Origin of the sequence: Vibrio sp. TRT 1302, from assembly GCF_050113875.1 — a bacterium.
Lineage (GTDB): Bacteria > Pseudomonadota > Gammaproteobacteria > Enterobacterales > Vibrionaceae > Vibrio.
Genome location: NZ_JBNJOF010000012.1, coordinates 91,663 through 111,393, shown reverse-complemented (window position 1 = coordinate 111,393; position 19,731 = coordinate 91,663). Strand labels below are relative to the sequence as shown.

Annotated in this window: 14 protein-coding genes, 4 tRNA genes and 1 pseudogene; 5 read left to right on the top strand and 14 right to left on the bottom strand. The window is 45.2% G+C overall.

The genetic code is table 11. The features are described 5' to 3' along the window. Position 1 precedes the first annotated feature (1 nt). The 12 genes and pseudogenes from ACQEXP_RS14495 to ACQEXP_RS14440 all read right to left on the bottom strand — a co-directional run bounded on the left by ACQEXP_RS14495 (position 2) and on the right by ACQEXP_RS14440 (position 8,688). Positions 2 to 75 (bottom strand) — tRNA-Arg (locus tag ACQEXP_RS14495). Between the two features lie 96 nt (positions 76 to 171). Beyond that, a tRNA-Ser gene (locus tag ACQEXP_RS14490) sits at positions 172 to 264 on the bottom strand. A gap of 25 nt (positions 265 to 289) precedes the next feature. After that, positions 290 to 366, bottom strand: a tRNA-Arg gene (locus ACQEXP_RS14485). Between the two features lie 78 nt (positions 367 to 444). Continuing rightward, positions 445 to 537, bottom strand: a tRNA-Ser gene (locus tag ACQEXP_RS14480). 183 nt (positions 538 to 720) lie between these two features. Then, a complete protein-coding gene (gene csrA, locus ACQEXP_RS14475) occupies positions 721 to 918 on the bottom strand; it encodes a carbon storage regulator CsrA (protein ID WP_004415691.1) in 198 nt (65 codons plus the stop codon). Between the two features lie 92 nt (positions 919 to 1,010). After that, positions 1,011 to 2,198, bottom strand: coding sequence for an aspartate kinase (locus tag ACQEXP_RS14470; protein WP_426970618.1), 1,188 nt, complete (start codon positions 2,196 to 2,198; stop codon positions 1,011 to 1,013). Between the two features lie 196 nt (positions 2,199 to 2,394). After that, positions 2,395 to 4,977 (bottom strand): alanine--tRNA ligase, encoded by a 2,583-nt coding sequence (gene alaS / locus ACQEXP_RS14465; protein ID WP_269377989.1) that lies wholly within the window; start codon positions 4,975 to 4,977, stop codon positions 2,395 to 2,397. Positions 4,978 to 5,120: 143 nt separating this feature from the next. Beyond that, positions 5,121 to 5,222, bottom strand: a pseudogene (locus ACQEXP_RS14460) (recombination regulator RecX); the annotation flags it as partial. 225 nt (positions 5,223 to 5,447) lie between these two features. After that, positions 5,448 to 5,960: a hypothetical protein gene (locus tag ACQEXP_RS14455; RefSeq protein WP_426970616.1), complete on the bottom strand. Its 513-nt coding sequence runs from the start codon at positions 5,958 to 5,960 to the stop codon at positions 5,448 to 5,450. Between the two features lie 465 nt (positions 5,961 to 6,425). Further along, a complete protein-coding gene (gene recX / locus ACQEXP_RS14450; RefSeq protein WP_426970614.1) occupies positions 6,426 to 6,884 on the bottom strand; it encodes a recombination regulator RecX in 459 nt (152 codons plus the stop codon). Positions 6,885 to 6,956: 72 nt separating this feature from the next. Further along, positions 6,957 to 8,006 (bottom strand): recombinase RecA, encoded by a 1,050-nt coding sequence (gene recA / locus ACQEXP_RS14445; protein ID WP_269377987.1) that lies wholly within the window; start codon positions 8,004 to 8,006, stop codon positions 6,957 to 6,959. Positions 8,007 to 8,193: 187 nt separating this feature from the next. Next, positions 8,194 to 8,688: a CinA family protein gene (locus ACQEXP_RS14440; protein ID WP_269377986.1), complete on the bottom strand. Its 495-nt coding sequence runs from the start codon at positions 8,686 to 8,688 to the stop codon at positions 8,194 to 8,196. Positions 8,689 to 8,773: 85 nt separating this feature from the next. Between ACQEXP_RS14440 and mutS the strand changes: the two genes are divergently transcribed. Further along, positions 8,774 to 11,338: a DNA mismatch repair protein MutS gene (mutS, locus tag ACQEXP_RS14435; protein WP_426970611.1), complete on the top strand. Its 2,565-nt coding sequence runs from the start codon at positions 8,774 to 8,776 to the stop codon at positions 11,336 to 11,338. 47 nt (positions 11,339 to 11,385) lie between these two features. On the opposite strand, the gene lptG is transcribed toward mutS, so the two are convergent. Together lptG and lptF are read right to left on the bottom strand one after the other, a co-directional pair. Then, positions 11,386 to 12,456, bottom strand: coding sequence for an LPS export ABC transporter permease LptG (lptG, locus tag ACQEXP_RS14430; protein WP_138971942.1), 1,071 nt, complete (start codon positions 12,454 to 12,456; stop codon positions 11,386 to 11,388). Positions 12,457 to 12,459: 3 nt separating this feature from the next. After that, entirely contained in the window at positions 12,460 to 13,563 is a 1,104-nt protein-coding gene (gene lptF / locus ACQEXP_RS14425; RefSeq protein ID WP_331417754.1) for an LPS export ABC transporter permease LptF, read from the bottom strand. A 191-nt stretch (positions 13,564 to 13,754) separates the two neighbouring features. Between lptF and pepA the strand changes: the two genes are divergently transcribed. The 4 genes from pepA to ACQEXP_RS14405 all read left to right on the top strand — a co-directional run bounded on the left by pepA (position 13,755) and on the right by ACQEXP_RS14405 (position 19,729). Beyond that, a complete protein-coding gene (pepA, locus tag ACQEXP_RS14420; protein ID WP_138971941.1) occupies positions 13,755 to 15,263 on the top strand; it encodes a leucyl aminopeptidase in 1,509 nt (502 codons plus the stop codon). A 72-nt stretch (positions 15,264 to 15,335) separates the two neighbouring features. Beyond that, complete coding sequence (locus ACQEXP_RS14415; protein WP_331427266.1) at positions 15,336 to 15,785, top strand: DNA polymerase III subunit chi; 450 nt, start codon at positions 15,336 to 15,338, stop codon at positions 15,783 to 15,785. A 218-nt stretch (positions 15,786 to 16,003) separates the two neighbouring features. Continuing rightward, positions 16,004 to 18,862, top strand: a complete 2,859-nt coding sequence (locus ACQEXP_RS14410; protein ID WP_269377982.1) for a valine--tRNA ligase — start codon at positions 16,004 to 16,006, stop codon at positions 18,860 to 18,862. Between the two features lie 141 nt (positions 18,863 to 19,003). Then, positions 19,004 to 19,729, top strand: a complete 726-nt coding sequence (locus tag ACQEXP_RS14405; protein ID WP_426970609.1) for a substrate-binding periplasmic protein — start codon at positions 19,004 to 19,006, stop codon at positions 19,727 to 19,729. Positions 19,730 to 19,731 lie beyond the last annotated feature (2 nt).

Sequence of the window (19,731 nt, the reverse complement as noted above, 5' to 3'; positions counted from 1 at the left end):
GCGCGTCCTGGAGGATTCGAACCTCCGACCGCCTGGTTCGTAGCCAGGTACTCTATCCAGCTGAGCTAAGGACGCGCAATGATCTCGAAAACGAGAGTTGTGAAGTATATCACACTAGTTCTTTGAAACAACAGGGCTTTAAAACAAAAAAATTGGCCATAAGCCAATTAATGGCGGTGAGGGAGGGATTCGAACCCTCGATACGGCTACAAACCGTATACTCCCTTAGCAGGGGAGCGCCTTCAGCCTCTCGGCCACCTCACCGTTTTATTCCCTGGTAAGGAAATTATGGCGCGTCCTGGAGGATTCGAACCTCCGACCGCCTGGTTCGTAGCCAGGTACTCTATCCAGCTGAGCTAAGGACGCGCTATGCTTTCTTGCTAAAGAAAGTTTGTTTTAAAGCTGTTCCGAAGAACAATTCTTCTTAGAAAGAAGAAGCAAGAATGGCGGTGAAGGAGGGATTCGAACCCTCGATACGGCTACAAACCGTATACTCCCTTAGCAGGGGAGCGCCTTCAGCCTCTCGGCCACCTCACCGTCTTGCGGAGGCACATATTACGATTTACCAAAAATATGTCAAACACTTTCTTGGCAAAATTAGTAAAAAAACATCCAACCGTTGGCTATTTAATCAAAGCGGTGCTAATTCGCTCTTTTTACTGTAAATAGGTGCCTTCACATTACAAAAAAGGCTGACAAATCGTCAGCCTATTTGTGTAATTAGTAGTTGCCAGATGCAACGTTACCATTACCTTTTTCTGCCTGAATGCGCATGTAGATTTCTTCACGGTGAACAGACACTTCTTTCGGTGCATTTACGCCGATACGTACTTGGTTACCTTTAACACCCAGTACAGTTACTGTGACTTCATCACCGATCATTAGAGTTTCGCCAACGCGGCGAGTTAAAATTAGCATTCTGTGCTCCTTGAGTAATCTCTGATTTATCTTGCTACAAAGCTATTATCCAACAAAAGTGATATTTTCGTAAACTCTATTGTGGTTCGAATCTAGCCTAAAAAGGCATGTTTTTGTTGGCAATCGAGTGCCTGCGAAGACGTAATGTAAGCATCATGCAGTATGTTCGCCGCTTTGTCGACACATTCGGGTTGCAACACTAGCATCAGCGATTGTGGGTTTACCGCATAATGCTCAATATCGATCCCCTGCTCTGAGAGCAAAGCGTATGACCTTTCAACCAGTCCTTCGACATGAAGGCCTACTGCGGTCAATAAGCTTACCGATTCACTATTACGGATTTTATCGTTGAAAACCAGTTCCAGTTTTGCATAAGCATCGTGTTTTATCACTACACCTACCCATTCTGCATGCTCGATCACATTCCAAATCGTCACACCTATCATCTGGCACTGTGTTTTTAAACCACAAAGCGCATCTTTCTCAATCTTGATCAGACACATATCACGTTGAATAGCGACGCCACATACCGAGGCCAAACACTGCTCCCCTTTGACTAAGCTGCCGCTGTTAGTGTCAAACGTCGACAGCACTCGCAATGGTACATTGTTACGCCAAGCGTACTGAACCGACGGTAAATGAAGCACTTTTGCGCCTTTACGAGCCATCTCTTCCATCGAAGGAAAATCAATGACATCCAGTTTCTTCGCTGAAGAAACCACTCTAGGATCGCAAGTGTAAATACCATCAACGTCGGTAAATATCTGGCACTCATCTGCACTCAACGCACCAGCGAGAGTAACAGCACTGGTATCAGAACCGCCCCTTCCCAGGGTGGTGATATCCCCATTCTCATTGATACCTTGAAAACCTGCCACTATGACAATTTGGTCTTGCGCTAACAGTTCATCTATCGCGCTAGTGTCAATATGTTTAATCGTCGCGTCATTGTGTTGATTATCCGTCACAATGTTCGCTTGTGCTCCGGTAAGTGAACGAGCGGAATGACCTAATTTATTTAAAGTCATTGCCAGCAGTGCCATGGACACTTGTTCACCAGCAGAGAGCAAAACATCAAGTTCTCGAGCAGTAGGTACACTGTCTACTTGTTTAGCCAAATCCATTAGTCTGTTTGTTTCACCAGACATCGCAGAGACAACTACGACAACTTGATTACCATCATTTTTCGCCTTAATGATGTGTTTGGCTACTGTATGAATTCTTTCTACGGAACCTACAGATGTTCCACCAAACTTTTGCACGATAAGGGGCTTTTTCACCAGTCTTCACCTTCCCAAGACCAAAGTCTCATTCGGACCACATTCAATATGTTGAATATTGTTTGCAGTAGTTATAACAAAAACCAAGCGGCCTATTTAGCCGTCTTTTGGACAACTAATTAAACCACTTGGTTAGCTCAAAAAAAATACGCTCAATCAAAGAACTGATTGAGCGTTATCATTTAATATTCGATGTCTATAGGCGTTCTTCTAGCCAAGGCTGAACACTTTCGATCGCTTTTGGTAACGCAGACACGTCAGTACCGCCCGCTTGAGCCATATCTGGACGACCACCGCCTTTACCACCAACTTGCTCTGCAACCATCTTAACAAGATCTCCGGCTTTCACTTTGCCGATCAGATCTTTAGTTACGCCCGCAATTAGACCAACCTTGCCATCACTGATGTTTGCAAGCATTACAACACCACTACCCATTTGGTTCTTGATGTCATCAACCATAGTACGTAGGTTCTTGCTATCAGCACCTTCCATTGCAGCGATAAGTACTTTAACGCCATTAATTTCCTGAGCTTTACCCATGATGTTTGCACTTTCTGCTGCAGCCATCTTGTCTTTCAGCTTCTGGATTTCCTTCTCTAGCGTTTTCGCTTTAGAAGCAGATTCAGCCAGTTTCTCTTCATACTTAGCTTGTTGAGCTTCAATTGCGTCAAGTGCTGCTTCACCGGTTACCGCTTCAATACGACGAATACCTGCTGCGATACCACCTTCTGAAATGATCTTGAATAGACCGATATCACCGGTGTTTGATGCGTGGATACCACCACAAAGCTCAGTAGAGAATTCGCCCATCGATAGCACGCGAACTTCGTCATCGTACTTCTCGCCGAAGAGTGCCATCGCACCTTTCTGCTTCGCAGATTCGATGTCCATGACATTAGTTTCGATAACGTGGTTACGACGAACTTGCGCATTGACAAGACGCTCAACTTCTTTAAGTTCAGCCGCCGTTACCCCTTCAAGATGAGAGAAGTCGAAACGTAGGTTTTCAGGCTTAACGAGAGAACCTTTCTGCGTTACGTGTTCGCCAAGAACTTGTCTTAATGCTGCATGCAGTAAGTGCGTTGCAGAGTGGTTTAGTGAGATCGCTGCACGACGCTCTGCATCGACAACCGCTTCAACTTGGTCACCCTTAGCTAGAACGCCTTCAGCCATTACGCCATGATGAGCAATCGCATTACCGAGTTTTTGGGTGTCTTCAACTTTGAATAGACCCGATTCCGTCTTCAGAAGACCAGCATCACCACATTGACCACCTGACTCAGCATAGAACGGAGTCTCGCCAAGAACGATGATGGCTTTGTCACCCGCAGACAAAGTATCAGCCGCTTCGCCTTCAACAAAAATCTCTACTACTGTGCTGTCACCTTGAGTACCAGCGTAGCCACAGAACTCTGTTTCTGCTTCCGTTTTGATGGTTGCGTTGTAGTCTGTACCGAACTGACCTGCTTCACGAGCACGCTGACGCTGCTCTTCCATCGCTTTCTCGAAGCCTTCTTCATCGATAGCGAAATCACGCTCACGCGCAACGTCGTTTGTCAGGTCAGCAGGGAAACCATAAGTATCGTAAAGTTTGAATACGGTTTCACCGTCTAGCACTTTACCTTCTAGGTTATCTAACGCTTCATTCAGAATCGCCATACCACGCTCTAGCGTGCGACCGAAGTTCTCTTCTTCGATACGTAGAACTTTTTCTACAACCGCTTGTTGTTTCTTCAACTCTTCACCAGCACTGCCCATGACTTCAGCAAGAACACCTACCAGTTTGTGGAAGAATACGCCTTTCGCACCAAGTTTGTTACCGTGACGAACTGCACGACGGATGATTCGACGCAAAACATAGCCACGGCCTTCATTTGAAGGCATGACACCATCAACGATCAAGAATGAACAAGAACGGATATGGTCAGCAATCACGCGTAGAGACTGGTTAGATAAATCTTCATAACCAATGGTTTCAGCCGCTGCTTTGATTAGTTTTTGGAATACGTCGATTTCGTAGTTTGAGTGTACGCCTTGCATGATTGCAGAGATACGCTCGATACCCATGCCCGTGTCTACCGAAGGTTTTGGTAGCGGCTCCATCGTGCCATCAGCATGACGGTTGAACTGCATAAAGACGTTGTTCCAGATCTCGATGAAACGGTCACCATCTTCTTCAGGAGTACCTGGACGGCCACCCCAGATGTGCTCACCATGATCGTAGAAAATTTCAGTACATGGACCACAAGGACCAGTGTCACCCATAGTCCAGAAGTTATCAGACTCGTACTGCTTACCGCCTTCTTTATCGCCGATACGGATAATACGATCAGCGGGAACACCTACTTTCTTGTTCCAAATTTCGAATGCTTCATCATCTGTCTCGTAAACCGTTACCAGTAGACGATCAGTAGGCAGTTTTAATGTCTCAGTGAGGAATTCCCATGCAAACGCAATCGCATCTTCTTTGAAGTAATCACCAAAACTGAAGTTACCTAGCATTTCAAAGAAAGTATGGTGACGAGCTGTAAAACCCACATTTTCAAGGTCGTTGTGTTTACCACCCGCACGTACACAACGCTGAGCCGTAGTTGCTCGAGTGTAGGCACGCTTTTCTGCGCCTAAGAAGCAATCTTTGAATTGGTTCATACCTGCGTTTGTGAATAGCAGGGTTGGATCGTTATGTGGAACCAACGATGAACTGTCTACGATTTGGTGTCCTTTGCTTTCAAAGAACTTAAGGAACGCGTTACGAACCTCATCAGTGCTCATGTACATGCAGCTCTTCCTGAAAAATAGTCGAGTGAAATTTTTGCGCTATTGTAGATCATGGTTCACGCTACGACTAGTTTTCTCGCAGAAAAGAGCCAGTTGATCCTGCAATTCACGACAAATCTCCAGATCAAGCTGCTTATTCTCGGTTAATCCTCGCAATCCGAATTGAGTGCATAGCCAATTTGTTCAAAACTATAGCCACGATATTGCAGGTGTCGGACTTACTTAGCGTACTCTTTTGTGTCTTTAACCGTTTCTTTAGCTCGATAACATAGCTAACACATCTATAGTACTAACGCATGTGCTTTGCTTTGATGAAACCAGCGGTTGATTGTGAAGTGAATACATAAAACACACCTGAAGAACTAAACACATATTAGAAACGAACTACAGATACACCTCGCTTTCAATGAGTAGTGCTACATAAGCCTATCGATGAGGTTTCAGATTTAATCTGGGCTAGTTAGTACATTTCATTTTTCATCAATTTCAGGTCTTAGCTTTCTAATTATTGAATCAAGCTCAACCCCGTTAAATGGGAGGTAGTTTTTATCGATTAATATTTGCAGTGACCTTTTATCTTCTTCTGTGAATTCAGTTTTATGTTTCAAAACTGGAGCGTCTAACCAACCTTTTTCTGCCATTATTGCAATCACTTTCTTTTCATTATTTCTTTGCAATGAATCAACTAAGATAACTTGCTCTTTTGCTGAACAGTTATATTGTGCCAAGTGATGTAGATATGAAAGCGTAGATATCTGTTTTTTTCTTGGTAGTGATATTAGCCAAGAACTAATTGGGTATGGGTTGATATTTCGAGTTTTTTTATCTGAACATTCATCCACTTTTTGCAAAAAATTCTTGTAGGCATTTTTAGATTCACTTGAAATTATTTGCTGTTCAACCTCCACTGTCGCATTAACTAGTGGACAAATTAAAATAGACGTTAGACTACATAGCGTTGTAAACGCACTTCCAAAATTCATGTTCTTTTCCTGTGCTTTCTAAAGCTTGGTCAAACACTAAATTTTCTATGTGTAATAAAACCTTGGTTCTTGCCAATAATCTTTAAATAGCATGGTTGCGGCATACATCACTCCTTTGCTAAACATGGCTAATACCCCTTTAAAGCGTATGGTTAGATGTAGGCTACGATGTTGTCAATTCTATACAGTGCATTCAGGAGCATTCCTACATTAAGCAGACTATTTTGCTCTTTATTCTGTAGGAGGGGACTGCCCTCGAGAGTAATGGCACTCTCACAATCTGACAGTCGGTTATCAGAAGTTATCGGGTTTTAATAAGCAGTAAAAAAAGAAGTTCGGTTGCCTTAAACGTTCATTCTCAGAGCCGTGATGTGCTGCGTGAAAAAGCAACTCAGTATGTCTGGAACAATAGTAGCGACATCATGGGTAGGCATTATTACCGGAACTCGAATTAGAAAAAATTACTTATGCCTCATGATTTAGAGCATAGCTAATTTGTTCAAAACTATAGCCACGATATTGCAGGAATCGGACTTGTTTGGCGTACTCTTTTGCGTCTTTGGCTTTAATCCCTTTAAATTTCTTCTCTGCTACACTTTTTGCCAATTCAAACCAATCTTGAGGCTCTTGCTCCATCGCTTTTTCTATCGTGGCCTCAGCGACACGCTTTTGATTTAATTCTTGGCGAATCCTTCTCTCGCCATGTCCTTTGTAAACATGCTGGCGTATCTGACTTTTTGCATAACGCAGATCATCAAGATAATTGTGATCAAGGCAAAAGTTGATCGCCTCTTGAATCGCTTCATCTTCATAGCCTTTTAAGCTCAATTTTTGATAAAGCTCATACTCACCATGATCACGGCGGCTTAGCAGCTGCATAGCCGCTTCTTTACTCGATAATGTGGGTGGTTTTCTTTGAAACATAACTTACTTGTTTTCAAATTCTAGATAGAACAAAGCCCCGCATTCGCAGGGCTTTGATTTCACTAAACAGAATTAAAATTCTTCTTGCTCTGGCATCTGACCTAATTCAACTTCAGCAGCAGGCTGCTCTTCCGCTGGTGAAAGCAGCATTTCACGTAGCTTAGTATCAATTTCTTTCGCGGCTTCAGGGTTTTCACGTAGGAACTTACCTGCGTTTGCCTTACCTTGGCCAATCTTGTCGCCATTGTAGCTGTACCAAGCACCCGCTTTTTCAATCAGCTTATGCTTCACACCTAGATCAATTAGCTCACCTTCACGGTTGAAGCCTTGACCGTATAGAATTTGCGTCTCAGCTTGTTTAAATGGTGCAGCAATCTTGTTCTTAACCACTTTGATGCGAGTTTCGTTACCGACAACTTCGTCACCTTCTTTGATAGAACCAGTACGGCGAATATCAAGACGTACAGAAGCGTAGAACTTAAGGGCGTTACCACCAGTGGTCGTCTCAGGGTTACCAAACATCACACCAATCTTCATACGGATTTGGTTGATGAAAACACACATACAGTTAGACTGCTTTAGGTTACCTGTTAGCTTACGCATTGCTTGAGAAAGCATACGTGCTTGTAGACCCATGTGGCTGTCACCCATTTCGCCTTCAATTTCAGCTTTAGGTGTTAGTGCTGCAACCGAGTCCACTACCATTACGTCGATAGCACCTGAACGCGCTAGCGCATCACAAATTTCTAGTGCTTGTTCGCCAGTATCAGGCTGAGAAACAAGTAGAGCATCGATATCTACGCCGAGTTTTTTCGCGTATACAGGATCTAACGCATGCTCCGCATCAATAAACGCACAAGTTTTACCTTCACGCTGTGCAGCAGCGATTAGCTCAAGAGTTAGTGTTGTTTTACCAGAAGATTCAGGACCGTAGATTTCTACGATACGACCCATTGGCAGACCACCAGCACCAAGAGCGATATCTAAAGAAAGTGAGCCTGTAGAAATTGTTTCTACGTCCATTGCACGGTTGTCACCAAGGCGCATAATCGAACCTTTACCGAATTGCTTTTCGATTTGACCTAGCGCAGCGGCGAGCGCCTTCTGTTTGTTCTCGTCCATCACTTTCTCCAAATGACTCATCTAATGCTGATGAATATCAATCAAATTCTTCCGCTCAGCTTTTTCGCTAAGCAATCAATGAAAGTCATTATACTGTTGATTCATACAGTGTCCATAGCTGTAGGGATTTTTTTTGAAATTTGATGATATCCATCTGATTTTTAATTACTTTAAATTATTACAGTAATCATTGACTGTCACTTTTCAACTGTTCATACAGTACTTTCAAAGCCACTTCGACAGCCTGTTGACGCACTTGAGAGCGATTGCCAGCAAAGTAATAGGTCGCCACTTTCAACCACCCACTTTTGTCTGCCCAGCCAAAACAGACTGTACCGACAGGCTTACCTTCAGTCGCCCCTCCTGGCCCAGCAATACCACTGATCGATACGCCAATGTTGGCATTCGAATTTGCCAGCGCACCTTTTACCATTTCTTCAACCGTTTGTTCACTGACAGCGCCATAGGATTCAAGCGTTAGTTCCTTTACCCCAAGCATCTCCATTTTGGCTTCGTTGCTATAGGTGATAAAAGCACGGTCAAACCAACCTGAACTTCCGGCTATGTCGGTAATCGCCGCGGAGACACCTCCACCAGTACAAGATTCTGCTGTCGTGAGAACAAAACCACGTTGGCTAAGTTGCTCGCCCAACTTTAGTGACAGAATTTGCTGTGATTCCATGTCTAAATCCCCCTATTGCATCTTTTCGCAGAATGGCTATTCACGTATCCTAAGCCGCAATAGAAATAAACGAAAGACGTTGCCCGTGAAAGCTGAACAAAAACACACTCCTATGATGCAGCAATATCTCAAGCTAAAAGCTGAGAACCCAGATATTCTGCTGTTTTATCGAATGGGAGACTTCTATGAACTCTTCTACGATGATGCCAAGCGCGCATCTCAGCTATTAGACATCTCGCTGACTAAACGTGGGGCGTCCGCTGGTGAGCCTATTCCTATGGCTGGTGTGCCCTTTCATGCTGTCGAAGGGTACTTAGCAAAACTCGTTCAGCTTGGTGAATCCGTCGCTATTTGTGAACAGATTGGCGATCCCGCAACAAGTAAAGGTCCCGTCGAACGCGCCGTGGTGCGTATTGTCACTCCGGGTACAGTGACGGACGAGGCTCTGCTTTCTGAGCGTTTAGATAATCTAATCGCTGCCATCTACCATCACAACGGCAAATTCGGTTACGCAACACTTGACGTTACCTCCGGACGCTTCCAGTTAATGGAGCCAGAAACCGATGAAGCCATGGCTGCAGAGCTGCAACGTACCGCCCCCCGTGAGCTACTGTTTCCCGAGGACTTTGAACCTGTTCAGTTGATGAACGGCCGTAATGGTAACCGCCGTCGTCCTGTGTGGGAGTTTGAACTCGACACCGCAAAACAACAGCTCAACCAACAGTTTGGTACCAAAGATCTGGTTGGCTTTGGTGTTGAACATGCCAAGCTCGGCTTGTGTGCTGCGGGCTGTCTTATCCAGTACGTCAAAGATACTCAACGTACCGCTTTGCCACATATCCGCTCTTTAACGTTTGACCGTCAAGATCACTCAGTCATCCTCGATGCAGCGACGCGCCGCAATCTAGAGATCACTCATAACCTTGCCGGTGGTACAGACAATACATTGGCGGGAGTGCTCGATCACACCGCGACAGCTATGGGCAGTCGCATGCTCAAGCGCTGGTTACATCAGCCAATGCGTGACATCGATACACTCAACCAACGTCTCAACGCCATCACTGAGCTCAAAGAGCAGGCGGTCTATTCTGAACTCCATCCTGTTCTCAAACAAATCGGGGATATTGAGCGCATCTTAGGACGACTTGCGTTACGCAGTGCTCGACCTCGTGACATGGCTCGTCTTCGATTCGCCATGCAGCAGTTACCAGAGTTAGCAGAAAGCATGGGCAGCTTAGCCAACCCTTATTTGGTTAAGCTGGCACAATTTGCCGCACCAATGGACGATGTTTGTGATTTGCTCGAACGCGCAATTAAAGAGAATCCACCCGTTGTTATTCGTGATGGTGGTGTTATTGCGACTGGCTACAACGAAGAACTCGACGAATGGCGAAAACTCGCAGATGGTGCAACCGAATTTCTTGATCAACTCGAACAAGAGGAACGCGAACGCCACGGCATTGACAGCCTAAAGGTGGGTTACAACAACGTTCATGGTTTCTTCATCCAAGTCAGCCGCGGGCAAAGTCACCTTGTGCCACCCCATTATGTGCGCCGCCAAACGTTAAAGAACGCCGAGCGCTACATCATCCCTGAACTTAAAGAGCATGAAGATAAGGTTTTAAACTCGAAATCAAAAGCGCTCGCGGTCGAGAAACAGCTTTGGGAAGAGTTATTTGACCTATTGTTACCTCATCTAGAACAGATGCAGAATCTCGCCTCAGCCGTATCGCAAATTGACGTTCTTCAAAACCTTGCCGAACGAGCCGACAGCTTAGATTACTGCCGTCCTAACTTAACGAAAGAAGCGGGTATTCAGATTAAGAATGGTCGTCACCCTGTCGTTGAACAAGTGATGGATGAACCTTTCATCGCCAACCCAATTGAGCTCAACTCAAAGCGCAAGATGCTGATTATTACTGGCCCTAACATGGGTGGTAAATCCACGTATATGCGCCAAACCGCTTTGATTGCGTTACTGGCTCACATCGGCTCTTACGTACCAGCTGAGTCTGCACAAATTGGCTCAATCGACCGTATCTTCACCCGCATTGGTGCATCTGATGATTTGGCTTCAGGACGATCGACTTTTATGGTTGAAATGACAGAAACCGCCAATATTCTTCATAATGCAACCGCAAATAGCCTAGTGTTGATGGATGAAATTGGTCGAGGCACCAGTACTTACGATGGTCTATCTCTGGCTTGGGCCAGTGCAGAATGGCTGGCAAAACAGCTAGGTTCAATGACCTTGTTTGCCACTCACTACTTTGAACTGACCGAGTTGCCGAATCAAATTCCACATCTGGCGAACGTCCATCTTGACGCCGTAGAACACGGTGACAGCATTGCATTTATGCATGCCGTACAAGAAGGGGCAGCAAGTAAGTCATATGGTCTTGCCGTTGCTGGACTTGCTGGCGTACCGAAGAGCGTTATTAAAAATGCTCGCGCGAAACTCACTCAGCTCGAACAACTCAGTCTCAACGGTGAAAGACCAAGCCAATCACCTGCCGTCGACATCGCCAATCAACTGAGCTTGATTCCAGAGCCAAGCGAAGTTGAACAAGCGCTTGCGAATATCGACCCAGACGATCTCACTCCAAGACAAGCTCTTGAAGAGCTGTATCGATTAAAGAAACTTCTTTAGATATTAAAAAGGCAGCCAGTTGGCTGCCTTTTTTCATATGTTTCGCGCTACAGTTTTCGACGCAATAACATCAATGCGATGGTCAGGAATACCACGCTTGGCATGACCGCACCAAATACTGGGGGAATGTTGTAAACCAAGCTAAGAGGACCAAAGAACTCACTCGAAATATAGAAGGTGAATCCGGCAATAACGCCCGAAAGAATACGAGCACCCATGGTCACGCTACGCAAAGGACCAAAGATAAAAGAGAGCGCCATCAGCATCATCACCGCAATAGAAAACGGCTGAGTGACTTTGCGCCAAAACGCTAGCTCGTAGCGTGAAGGGTCTTGCTCCGATGCCTTGAGATAACTGACATAATCATAAAGTCCGCCCAAAGAAAGCTCTTCTGGTTTTACCGTTACAACCGCTAACTTATCTGGGGCTAGAGAGGTCGTCCAACTGTACTCTGGTAGGCTTTGCTTCGAAATTTCGACTTCATCCACCATCTCAGTGAGCTCAACATCCTTCATGGTCCAAGTGTTATCAGAAACATACTCTACCGTCGCAGCATGGACGACACTTTCGAGGCGCTTGTTCGCATCAAAACGCCACATGTTCATGCCATAGATTTTGTCGTCTTCGACTTTACCAATAAAGATAAAATCGTTGGCATCACGCGCCCACACACCCGTTCGCACCGATAAGATCGCACCACCAGATGTAGAAAAAGCTCGTAAATCACGTGCCATTTTTTGAGCCTGAGGGGCGCCCCACTGACCGAGTAGTGTCACCAATACCATCAGAGGCACTGCCGTTTTAAGCACAGACATACCGATATTTAGTTTAGAAAATCCCGCCGCCTGCATTACCACAAGTTCTGAGCTTGAAGCCAACATCCCTAATCCAATCAGAGCCCCTAACAGTGCCGCCATTGGGAAGAACATTTCAATATCACGAGGAATACTTAACAGCACAAAAAACAGTGCTTGAATAAGATCGTAAGAACCTTCGCCGACTTTACGCAGCTGTTCAACGTATTTGATGATGGCAGACAGACCAACAAACGTAGCCAGCACTAGAGAGGTCGTGGCAATGATGGTTTTGCCGATATAGAGATCGAGAATTTTAAACACGACTTACGCTGCCTTCTTTCTTTGTCTTAATTTATCTTTAAAGCGGCGAACAGGTATGCTGTCCATCGAGTTGATGCCGATTGCAGTTAACAGTAATGCAGCATTGATTGGCCACATACCAATAAATGCTGGAATAGAGCCATCTTCAAGCGCAGATTTGGTTGCACTAATCGAAAGGAAGTACGCTAAGTAAATTAATATTGCCGGCCCCATTTTGGCAAAACGACCCTGACGAGGGTTAACCGCCGATAGAGGTACGACCAACATGGTCAGTAATGGGATACACACCACGAGAGAAATACGCCACTGTAATTCTGCTTGCGCTCTCGGATCTGGATTTTGAATCAATTCTAGCGTTGGGATTGCTTCCCAATCACGCCCTTTACGTTTGACGTCTCGCTGACCAATCAGACCTTCGTATTGATCAAATTTCGTCACCATGTAATCCACTCGCGTTGGCACGCCTTCGTAGCGAGTACCATCATACATGCGAATAACCTGACGCCCATCGCTTAGCTCTTTCACTTCACCTGATTGCGAGAATGAAACACTCGGCAATATAGAGTCACGCGGTCTCATCTGCGCGACAAAAACATGCTTAAGTTGTTTGCCATCAATATCATCGATGAAAACCACCGATGAACCGTCAGGCGTGCCTTGGAAGTGACCTTTTTTAAGCAGATCGACGCTGTTTTCCGCTTCAACTTCTTCTTGAAGCTGAACCAATTTGTCTTGGCTGTAGGGTGAAAAGACAAATGAGTTAAAACCAGCAATAACTCCGGTAATGACAGCAAGGTACAGAGCTGCACGGATCAAGAACTTGTTACCAATGCCAGTGGCATTCATAACCGTAATTTCACTTTCCGCATATAAGCGACCAAAAGTCAGCAAAATACCTAAGAACAGGCTCAGAGGTAACATCAGTAGGCCCATCGACGGCATGCTCAAGGCAACATAATGCATGACCAAACTCGCGGGGATATCCCCATCCGAAGCATCAGCCAAAACCTTAATCAGTTTTTGGCTGAGGAACACTAAAAACAGGATGAAAAATATCGCTAATTGGCTTTTGAGTGTCTCGCGGATCAAATATCTAACAATAATCACGCTGAAATTACCTATACAAAACTTGTTTTTTTAATTGAATCACTATAATTTCCCGTTGAACCTTTTATTTTTAAATTTTTTGGCTAACTGTTAATGCGCTTATTTAAGGATAGTTCCGAGTAAGGAATCAACAAGTAAGACGGCATTATCTAACATTTAGTTCTATTTGTCTTCAGGATGTAGGAGTACGCATGGAGTTCAGTGTAAAAAGTGGCAGTCCAGAGAAGCAGCGCAGCGCGTGTATCGTTGTGGGCGTGTTCGAGCCACGTCGCCTTTCTCCAGTTGCTGAGCAGCTAGATAAAATCAGCGATGGCTATATCAGTTCACTACTTCGCCGTGGTGATCTGGAAGGAAAACCGGGGCAAATGCTCCTACTTCATCAAGTACCAGGCGTGCTATCAGAGCGCGTACTACTCGTTGGTTGTGGTAAAGAACGTGAGCTTGGCGAACGTCAGTACAAAGAGATCATTCAAAAAACCATCAACACACTTAACGAGACTGGTTCGATGGAAGCCGTCTGCTTCCTGACTGAACTGCACGTTAAAGGCCGCGATACATACTGGAAAGTACGTCAAGCGGTAGAAGCAACGAAAGATGGTCTTTACACCTTCGATCAATTCAAGAGTGTTAAACCAGAAACACGTCGCCCTCTGCGTAAACTGGTATTCAACGTACCTACACGCCGCGAACTAAACCTAGGTGAAAAAGCGATCGCACATGGTCTAGCCATTGCATCTGGTGTTAAAGCGTCGAAAGATCTTGGCAACATGCCACCAAATATCGCTAACCCTGCATACCTAGCTTCGCAAGCACGTCGCCTAGCAGACGATTACGAAAGCGTTACGACTAAAATCATTGGCGAACAAGAGATGGAAAAACTGGGTATGACTTCATACCTAGCAGTAGGCCGTGGCTCTAAAAATGAATCTATGATGTCTATCATGGAATACAAGGGCAACCCAGATCCAGAAGCAAAACCAATCGTTCTTGTCGGTAAAGGTCTAACTTTCGATTCAGGCGGCATCTCACTTAAGCCTGGCGAAGGCATGGACGAAATGAAGTACGACATGTGTGGTGCGGCTTCAGTATTCGGTACCATGAAGGCATTGGCGAAACTGAATCTGCCAATCAACGTTATCGGCGTTTTAGCTGGTTGTGAAAACATGCCAGGCAGCAATGCATACCGTCCTGGTGACATCCTAACTACGATGTCTGGTCAAACTGTTGAAGTGCTGAACACCGATGCGGAAGGTCGACTCGTTCTTTGTGATGCGCTGACTTACGTTGAACGTTTTGAGCCAGATTGTGTTGTTGACGTTGCAACTCTAACGGGTGCTTGTGTGATTGCGTTAGGTCACCATATCAGCGGTGTTATCTCAAACCATAACCCTCTTTCTCACGAGCTAGTCAACGCTTCTGAGCAAGCAAGTGACCGTGCATGGCGTCTACCAATGGCTGATGAGTACCATGAGCAATTGAAGAGCCCATTTGCGGATATGGCAAACATCGGTGGTCGCCCTGGTGGCACAATTACTGCGGGTTGTTTCCTATCTAAATTCGCGAAGAAATACCACTGGGCGCACATTGATATCGCAGGTACTGCGTGGAAGTCAGGTGCAGCAAAAGGCTCAACGGGCCGTCCAGTCTCGATGCTTGTCCAATTCCTGCTTAACCGCAGTGGCCAAGAGACAGAGGAATAAACCTCAACATCTTTAAAAGGGCCGACAGGCCCTTTTTTATTTTCTGCCTTTGTGTGCAAAAAGGATCAGAGCATGGCGAACGCTACATTTTATCTCATTGCTGAACAATCTCATCAGGCTACCCCCGATGGATTCGAAGAGTATATTCTGTTTCTTACTCGTCACTTTGCTAAGCAAGGAGCAAAGGTCTACCTTAACTGCAATAATAAATCACATGCAGAACAGTTAGCAGAACGATTTTGGCAAGTCGATAGCAGCGAGTTTATGGCTCATAATCTAGTCGGTGAAGGCCCGAGATATGCAACCAATATCGAGATTGGCTATCAGGGGGTCAAGCCTTCTTGGAACAGACAATTAGTAATAAATTTGGCTGAAAATGAGACAACCTTTGCGAACAAGTTTGCTGAGGTGGTAGACTTCGTCCCTTGCGAGGAAAAAGCCAAGCAACTGGCGCGAGAAAGATATAAAATCTACCGCCAAGCTGGTTATCAGCTACAAACGATCGAAATCAAACACAACTAACGGTCAATCCTTATAGTTAAGCTCTCCATCTAGAGAGTTCACTTATAATGATTGACTAAGATTTACCATCAACCAGATAAGATTTTCTCTAAATAGTTGGGCTAAAAGCAAGGCAACAACGAGTAAGTCCCTATGAATATACATTAAGTATTTGATTAGGGTTTGCGAGTGCAGTTAACGCAGCGTTCAGCCCAAATACGACGAGAAAAAAGGCGATTATGGAAAAGACATACAACCCAACTTCAATTGAACAGGCTTTATATCAAGCTTGGGAAGAGAAAGGCTACTTCAAGCCACACGGTGACACGACGAAAGAAGCTTACAGCATCATGATCCCGCCACCGAACGTCACTGGTAGCCTACATATGGGCCACGCGTTCCAAGACACTATCATGGATACACTTATCCGTGCTGAACGTATGAAGGGTAAAAACACCCTTTGGCAGGTAGGTACTGACCATGCTGGTATCGCGACTCAAATGGTTGTGGAGCGTAAGATTGCTGCTGAAGAAGGCAAAACAAAACACGACTATGGCCGTGATGCTTTCATCGACAAAATCTGGGAATGGAAAGGTGAATCTGGCGGTACGATCACTAAACAGCTTCGCCGCCTTGGTGCATCTGTAGACTGGGATCGTGAACGTTTCACTATGGATGACGGTCTATCAAATGCCGTTCAAGAAGTTTTCGTTCGTTTATACGAAGAAGATCTTATCTACCGCGGTAAGCGTCTAGTGAACTGGGATCCAAAGCTACACACTGCGATCTCTGATCTAGAAGTAGAAAACAAAGACAAAAAAGGCCATATGTGGCACTTCCGCTACCCACTAGCGGACGGCGTCAAAACTGCCGAAGGCAAAGACTACATTGTTGTTGCGACGACTCGTCCTGAAACAATGCTTGGTGATACTGGTGTTGCTGTTAACCCAGAAGATCCTCGTTACAAAGATCTCATCGGTAAAGAGATCATCCTTCCAATAGTTGATCGTCGCATCCCTATCGTAGGCGATGAGCATGCGGATATGGAAAAAGGTACTGGCTGTGTGAAGATCACACCTGCGCACGACTTCAACGACTATGAAGTAGGTAAGCGTCATCAGCTACCAATGATCAACATCCTAACTTTCAACGCTGATATCCGTGATGCGGCTGAAGTCTTCACGACAAACGGTGAAGCAAGCGATGCTTACTCTACAGAAATCCCAGCAAAATACCGTGGCATGGAGCGTTTCGCTGCGCGTAAGGCTATCGTTGCTGAGTTCGACGAACTGGGTCTGCTTGAAGAAGTGAAAGATCACGACCTAACGGTTCCTTACGGTGACCGTGGTGGTGTGGTTATCGAACCAATGCTGACAGATCAATGGTACGTTCGCACAGCGCCTCTAGCTGAAACGGCAACAAAAGCGGTTGAAGATGGCGAAATCCAATTCGTTCCTAAGCAATACGAAAACATGTACTTCTCTTGGATGCGTGACATTCAAGACTGGTGTATCTCACGTCAGCTATGGTGGGGTCACCGCATTCCAGCATGGTACGACAATGACGGTAATGTATACGTAGGTCGCTCTGAAGAAGAAGTTCGTGCTAACAACAACCTAGCGCCAGTCGTGGTTCTACGCCAAGACGACGACGTACTGGATACTTGGTTCTCTTCTGCACTATGGACGTTTGGTACTCAAGGTTGGCCAGAAAACACTGACGACCTGAAGACATTCCACCCTTCAGATGTATTGGTTACGGGTTTTGACATCATCTTCTTCTGGGTTGCTCGTATGATCATGATGACGATGCACTTCTGTAAAGATGAGAATGGCAAACCACAAGTACCATTCAAAACGGTTTACGTTACTGGTCTAATCCGTGACGAAAACGGCGACAAGATGTCTAAGTCTAAAGGTAACGTTCTTGACCCTATCGATATGATCGACGGCATCGACCTAGAGTCTCTTGTTGAGAAACGCACTGGCAACATGATGCAGCCTCAACTTGCCGCGAAGATCGAGAAGAACACACGTAAGACGTTTGAAAACGGTATCGAACCATACGGTACTGACGCACTGCGTTTCACTCTCGCGGCGATGGCTTCTACTGGTCGTGACATCAACTGGGATATGAAACGTCTAGAAGGTTACCGCAACTTCTGTAACAAGCTATGGAACGCGAGCCGTTACGTACTTATGAACACAGAAGAGCAAGATTGTGGCTTTGGTGCTGGTGAAGTTGAATACTCTCTTGCAGACAAGTGGATCGAATCTCAGTTTGAGCTTGCAGCGCAAGAGTTCAACGCCCACCTAGATAACTACCGTCTAGATATGGCAGCGAACACAATTTATGAGTTCATCTGGAACCAATTCTGTGACTGGTACCTAGAGCTAACCAAACCTGTTCTATGGAAAGGAAATGAAGCTCAGCAACGTGGTACACGTCGCACGCTAATCACAGTTCTAGAGAAGACGCTTCGCCTAGCACACCCAGTGATTCCTTACATCACCGAAACTATTTGGCAGAGCATCAAGCCTCTTGTTGACGGCGTTGAAGGTGACACCATTATGCTTCAAGCGCTTCCTCAATACGACGAAGCGAACTTCAACCAAGAAGCTCTTGATGACATCGAGTGGGTTAAGTCATTCATCACCAGCATTCGTAACCTACGTGCTGAGTACGACATCAATCCAGGTAAACCGCTTGAAGTTATGCTAAAAGCGGCAAACGAAAAAGATGCTGCTCGTCTAGAAGCAAACAAACAAGTGCTTGTGTCTCTTGCGAAGCTTGAATCAGTGCGTGTTCTTGAGTCAGGTGAAGAAACGCCAGCGTGTGCAACAGCACTCGTTGCTAAGTCTGAACTGATGATCCCGATGGCAGGTCTTATCGACAAAGATGCGGAACTTGCTCGTCTAGATGGTGAAATCAAGAAGACTCAAGGCGAAATCAAACGTCTTGACGGTAAGCTAGGTAACGAAGGCTTCGTTGCTAAAGCACCAGAAGCTGTTGTTGCAAAAGAGCGTGAGAAGCTAGAAGGCTACAAAGAGACATTAACTAAGCTAGAAGAGCAAAAAGCAACAATTGCAGCGCTATAAGTTTGTTCTCTTAGATTAAATAACATCAAGGCTGGTCTTAACGACCAGCCTTTTTATTTACATCTATATCATTGAATGGGCTTGGTTTGTTTCGATTATTATTCTAATTTTAAGAGAAGAACAACTCGAATAGACCAGAACATGAAACACTACTTAGCTTTCGTTGGTGCACTTTTGGCCTGTTTCTCATCTCAAGCCTCGACGCCTGATGAGCCAAAAGTCATCAAAATTGCAGCCGGAAATTGGCCACCTTTTATCGGAGAACAGCTTGAAGATTTTGGGTATGTTGGGAAAACAATTACTGACGTATTTGCCAAACAAGGTTATCTGGTCGAATTTCACTTTTTCCCTTGGAAACGCGCATACAAACAGGCCAGCGATGGCGAATTTGTTGCTACGGCTGTGTGGATGTTTGCTCAAGAACGTACCGAGCATTTTCTGTTTAGTGATCCCGTTGCTCAAGAGCAGTTTGTCTTCTTCCATCGTAAAGACTATCCATTCCAATGGCAGAGCTTAGCGGATATCAAAGGTAAACATTTAGGAGGGGGACTCGGTTATAGCTACGGTGCCAATATCGACAAAATGTTAGCCGATGAAGAGATTACAATAAACCGAGTTGAAAACCCGAATAAGGCCTTCCAGTTACTCAAATATCGAAGGGTTGAACTCGTTCCTGAAGAGAAAAATATCGGTATGTTCACATTAGGGAAAATGCCAATTGAGACTCAAGAGTTGATCACGTACAACCCCAAACCGTTTCTCACTAATGACAGTTACTTAATGTTTTCCAAAGCACATCCAGAGGCCGAAGAGCTGATGAAACTCTTCAACCAAGGACTGAAACAAATGGTGCCAGCCGAGCAGTGAAT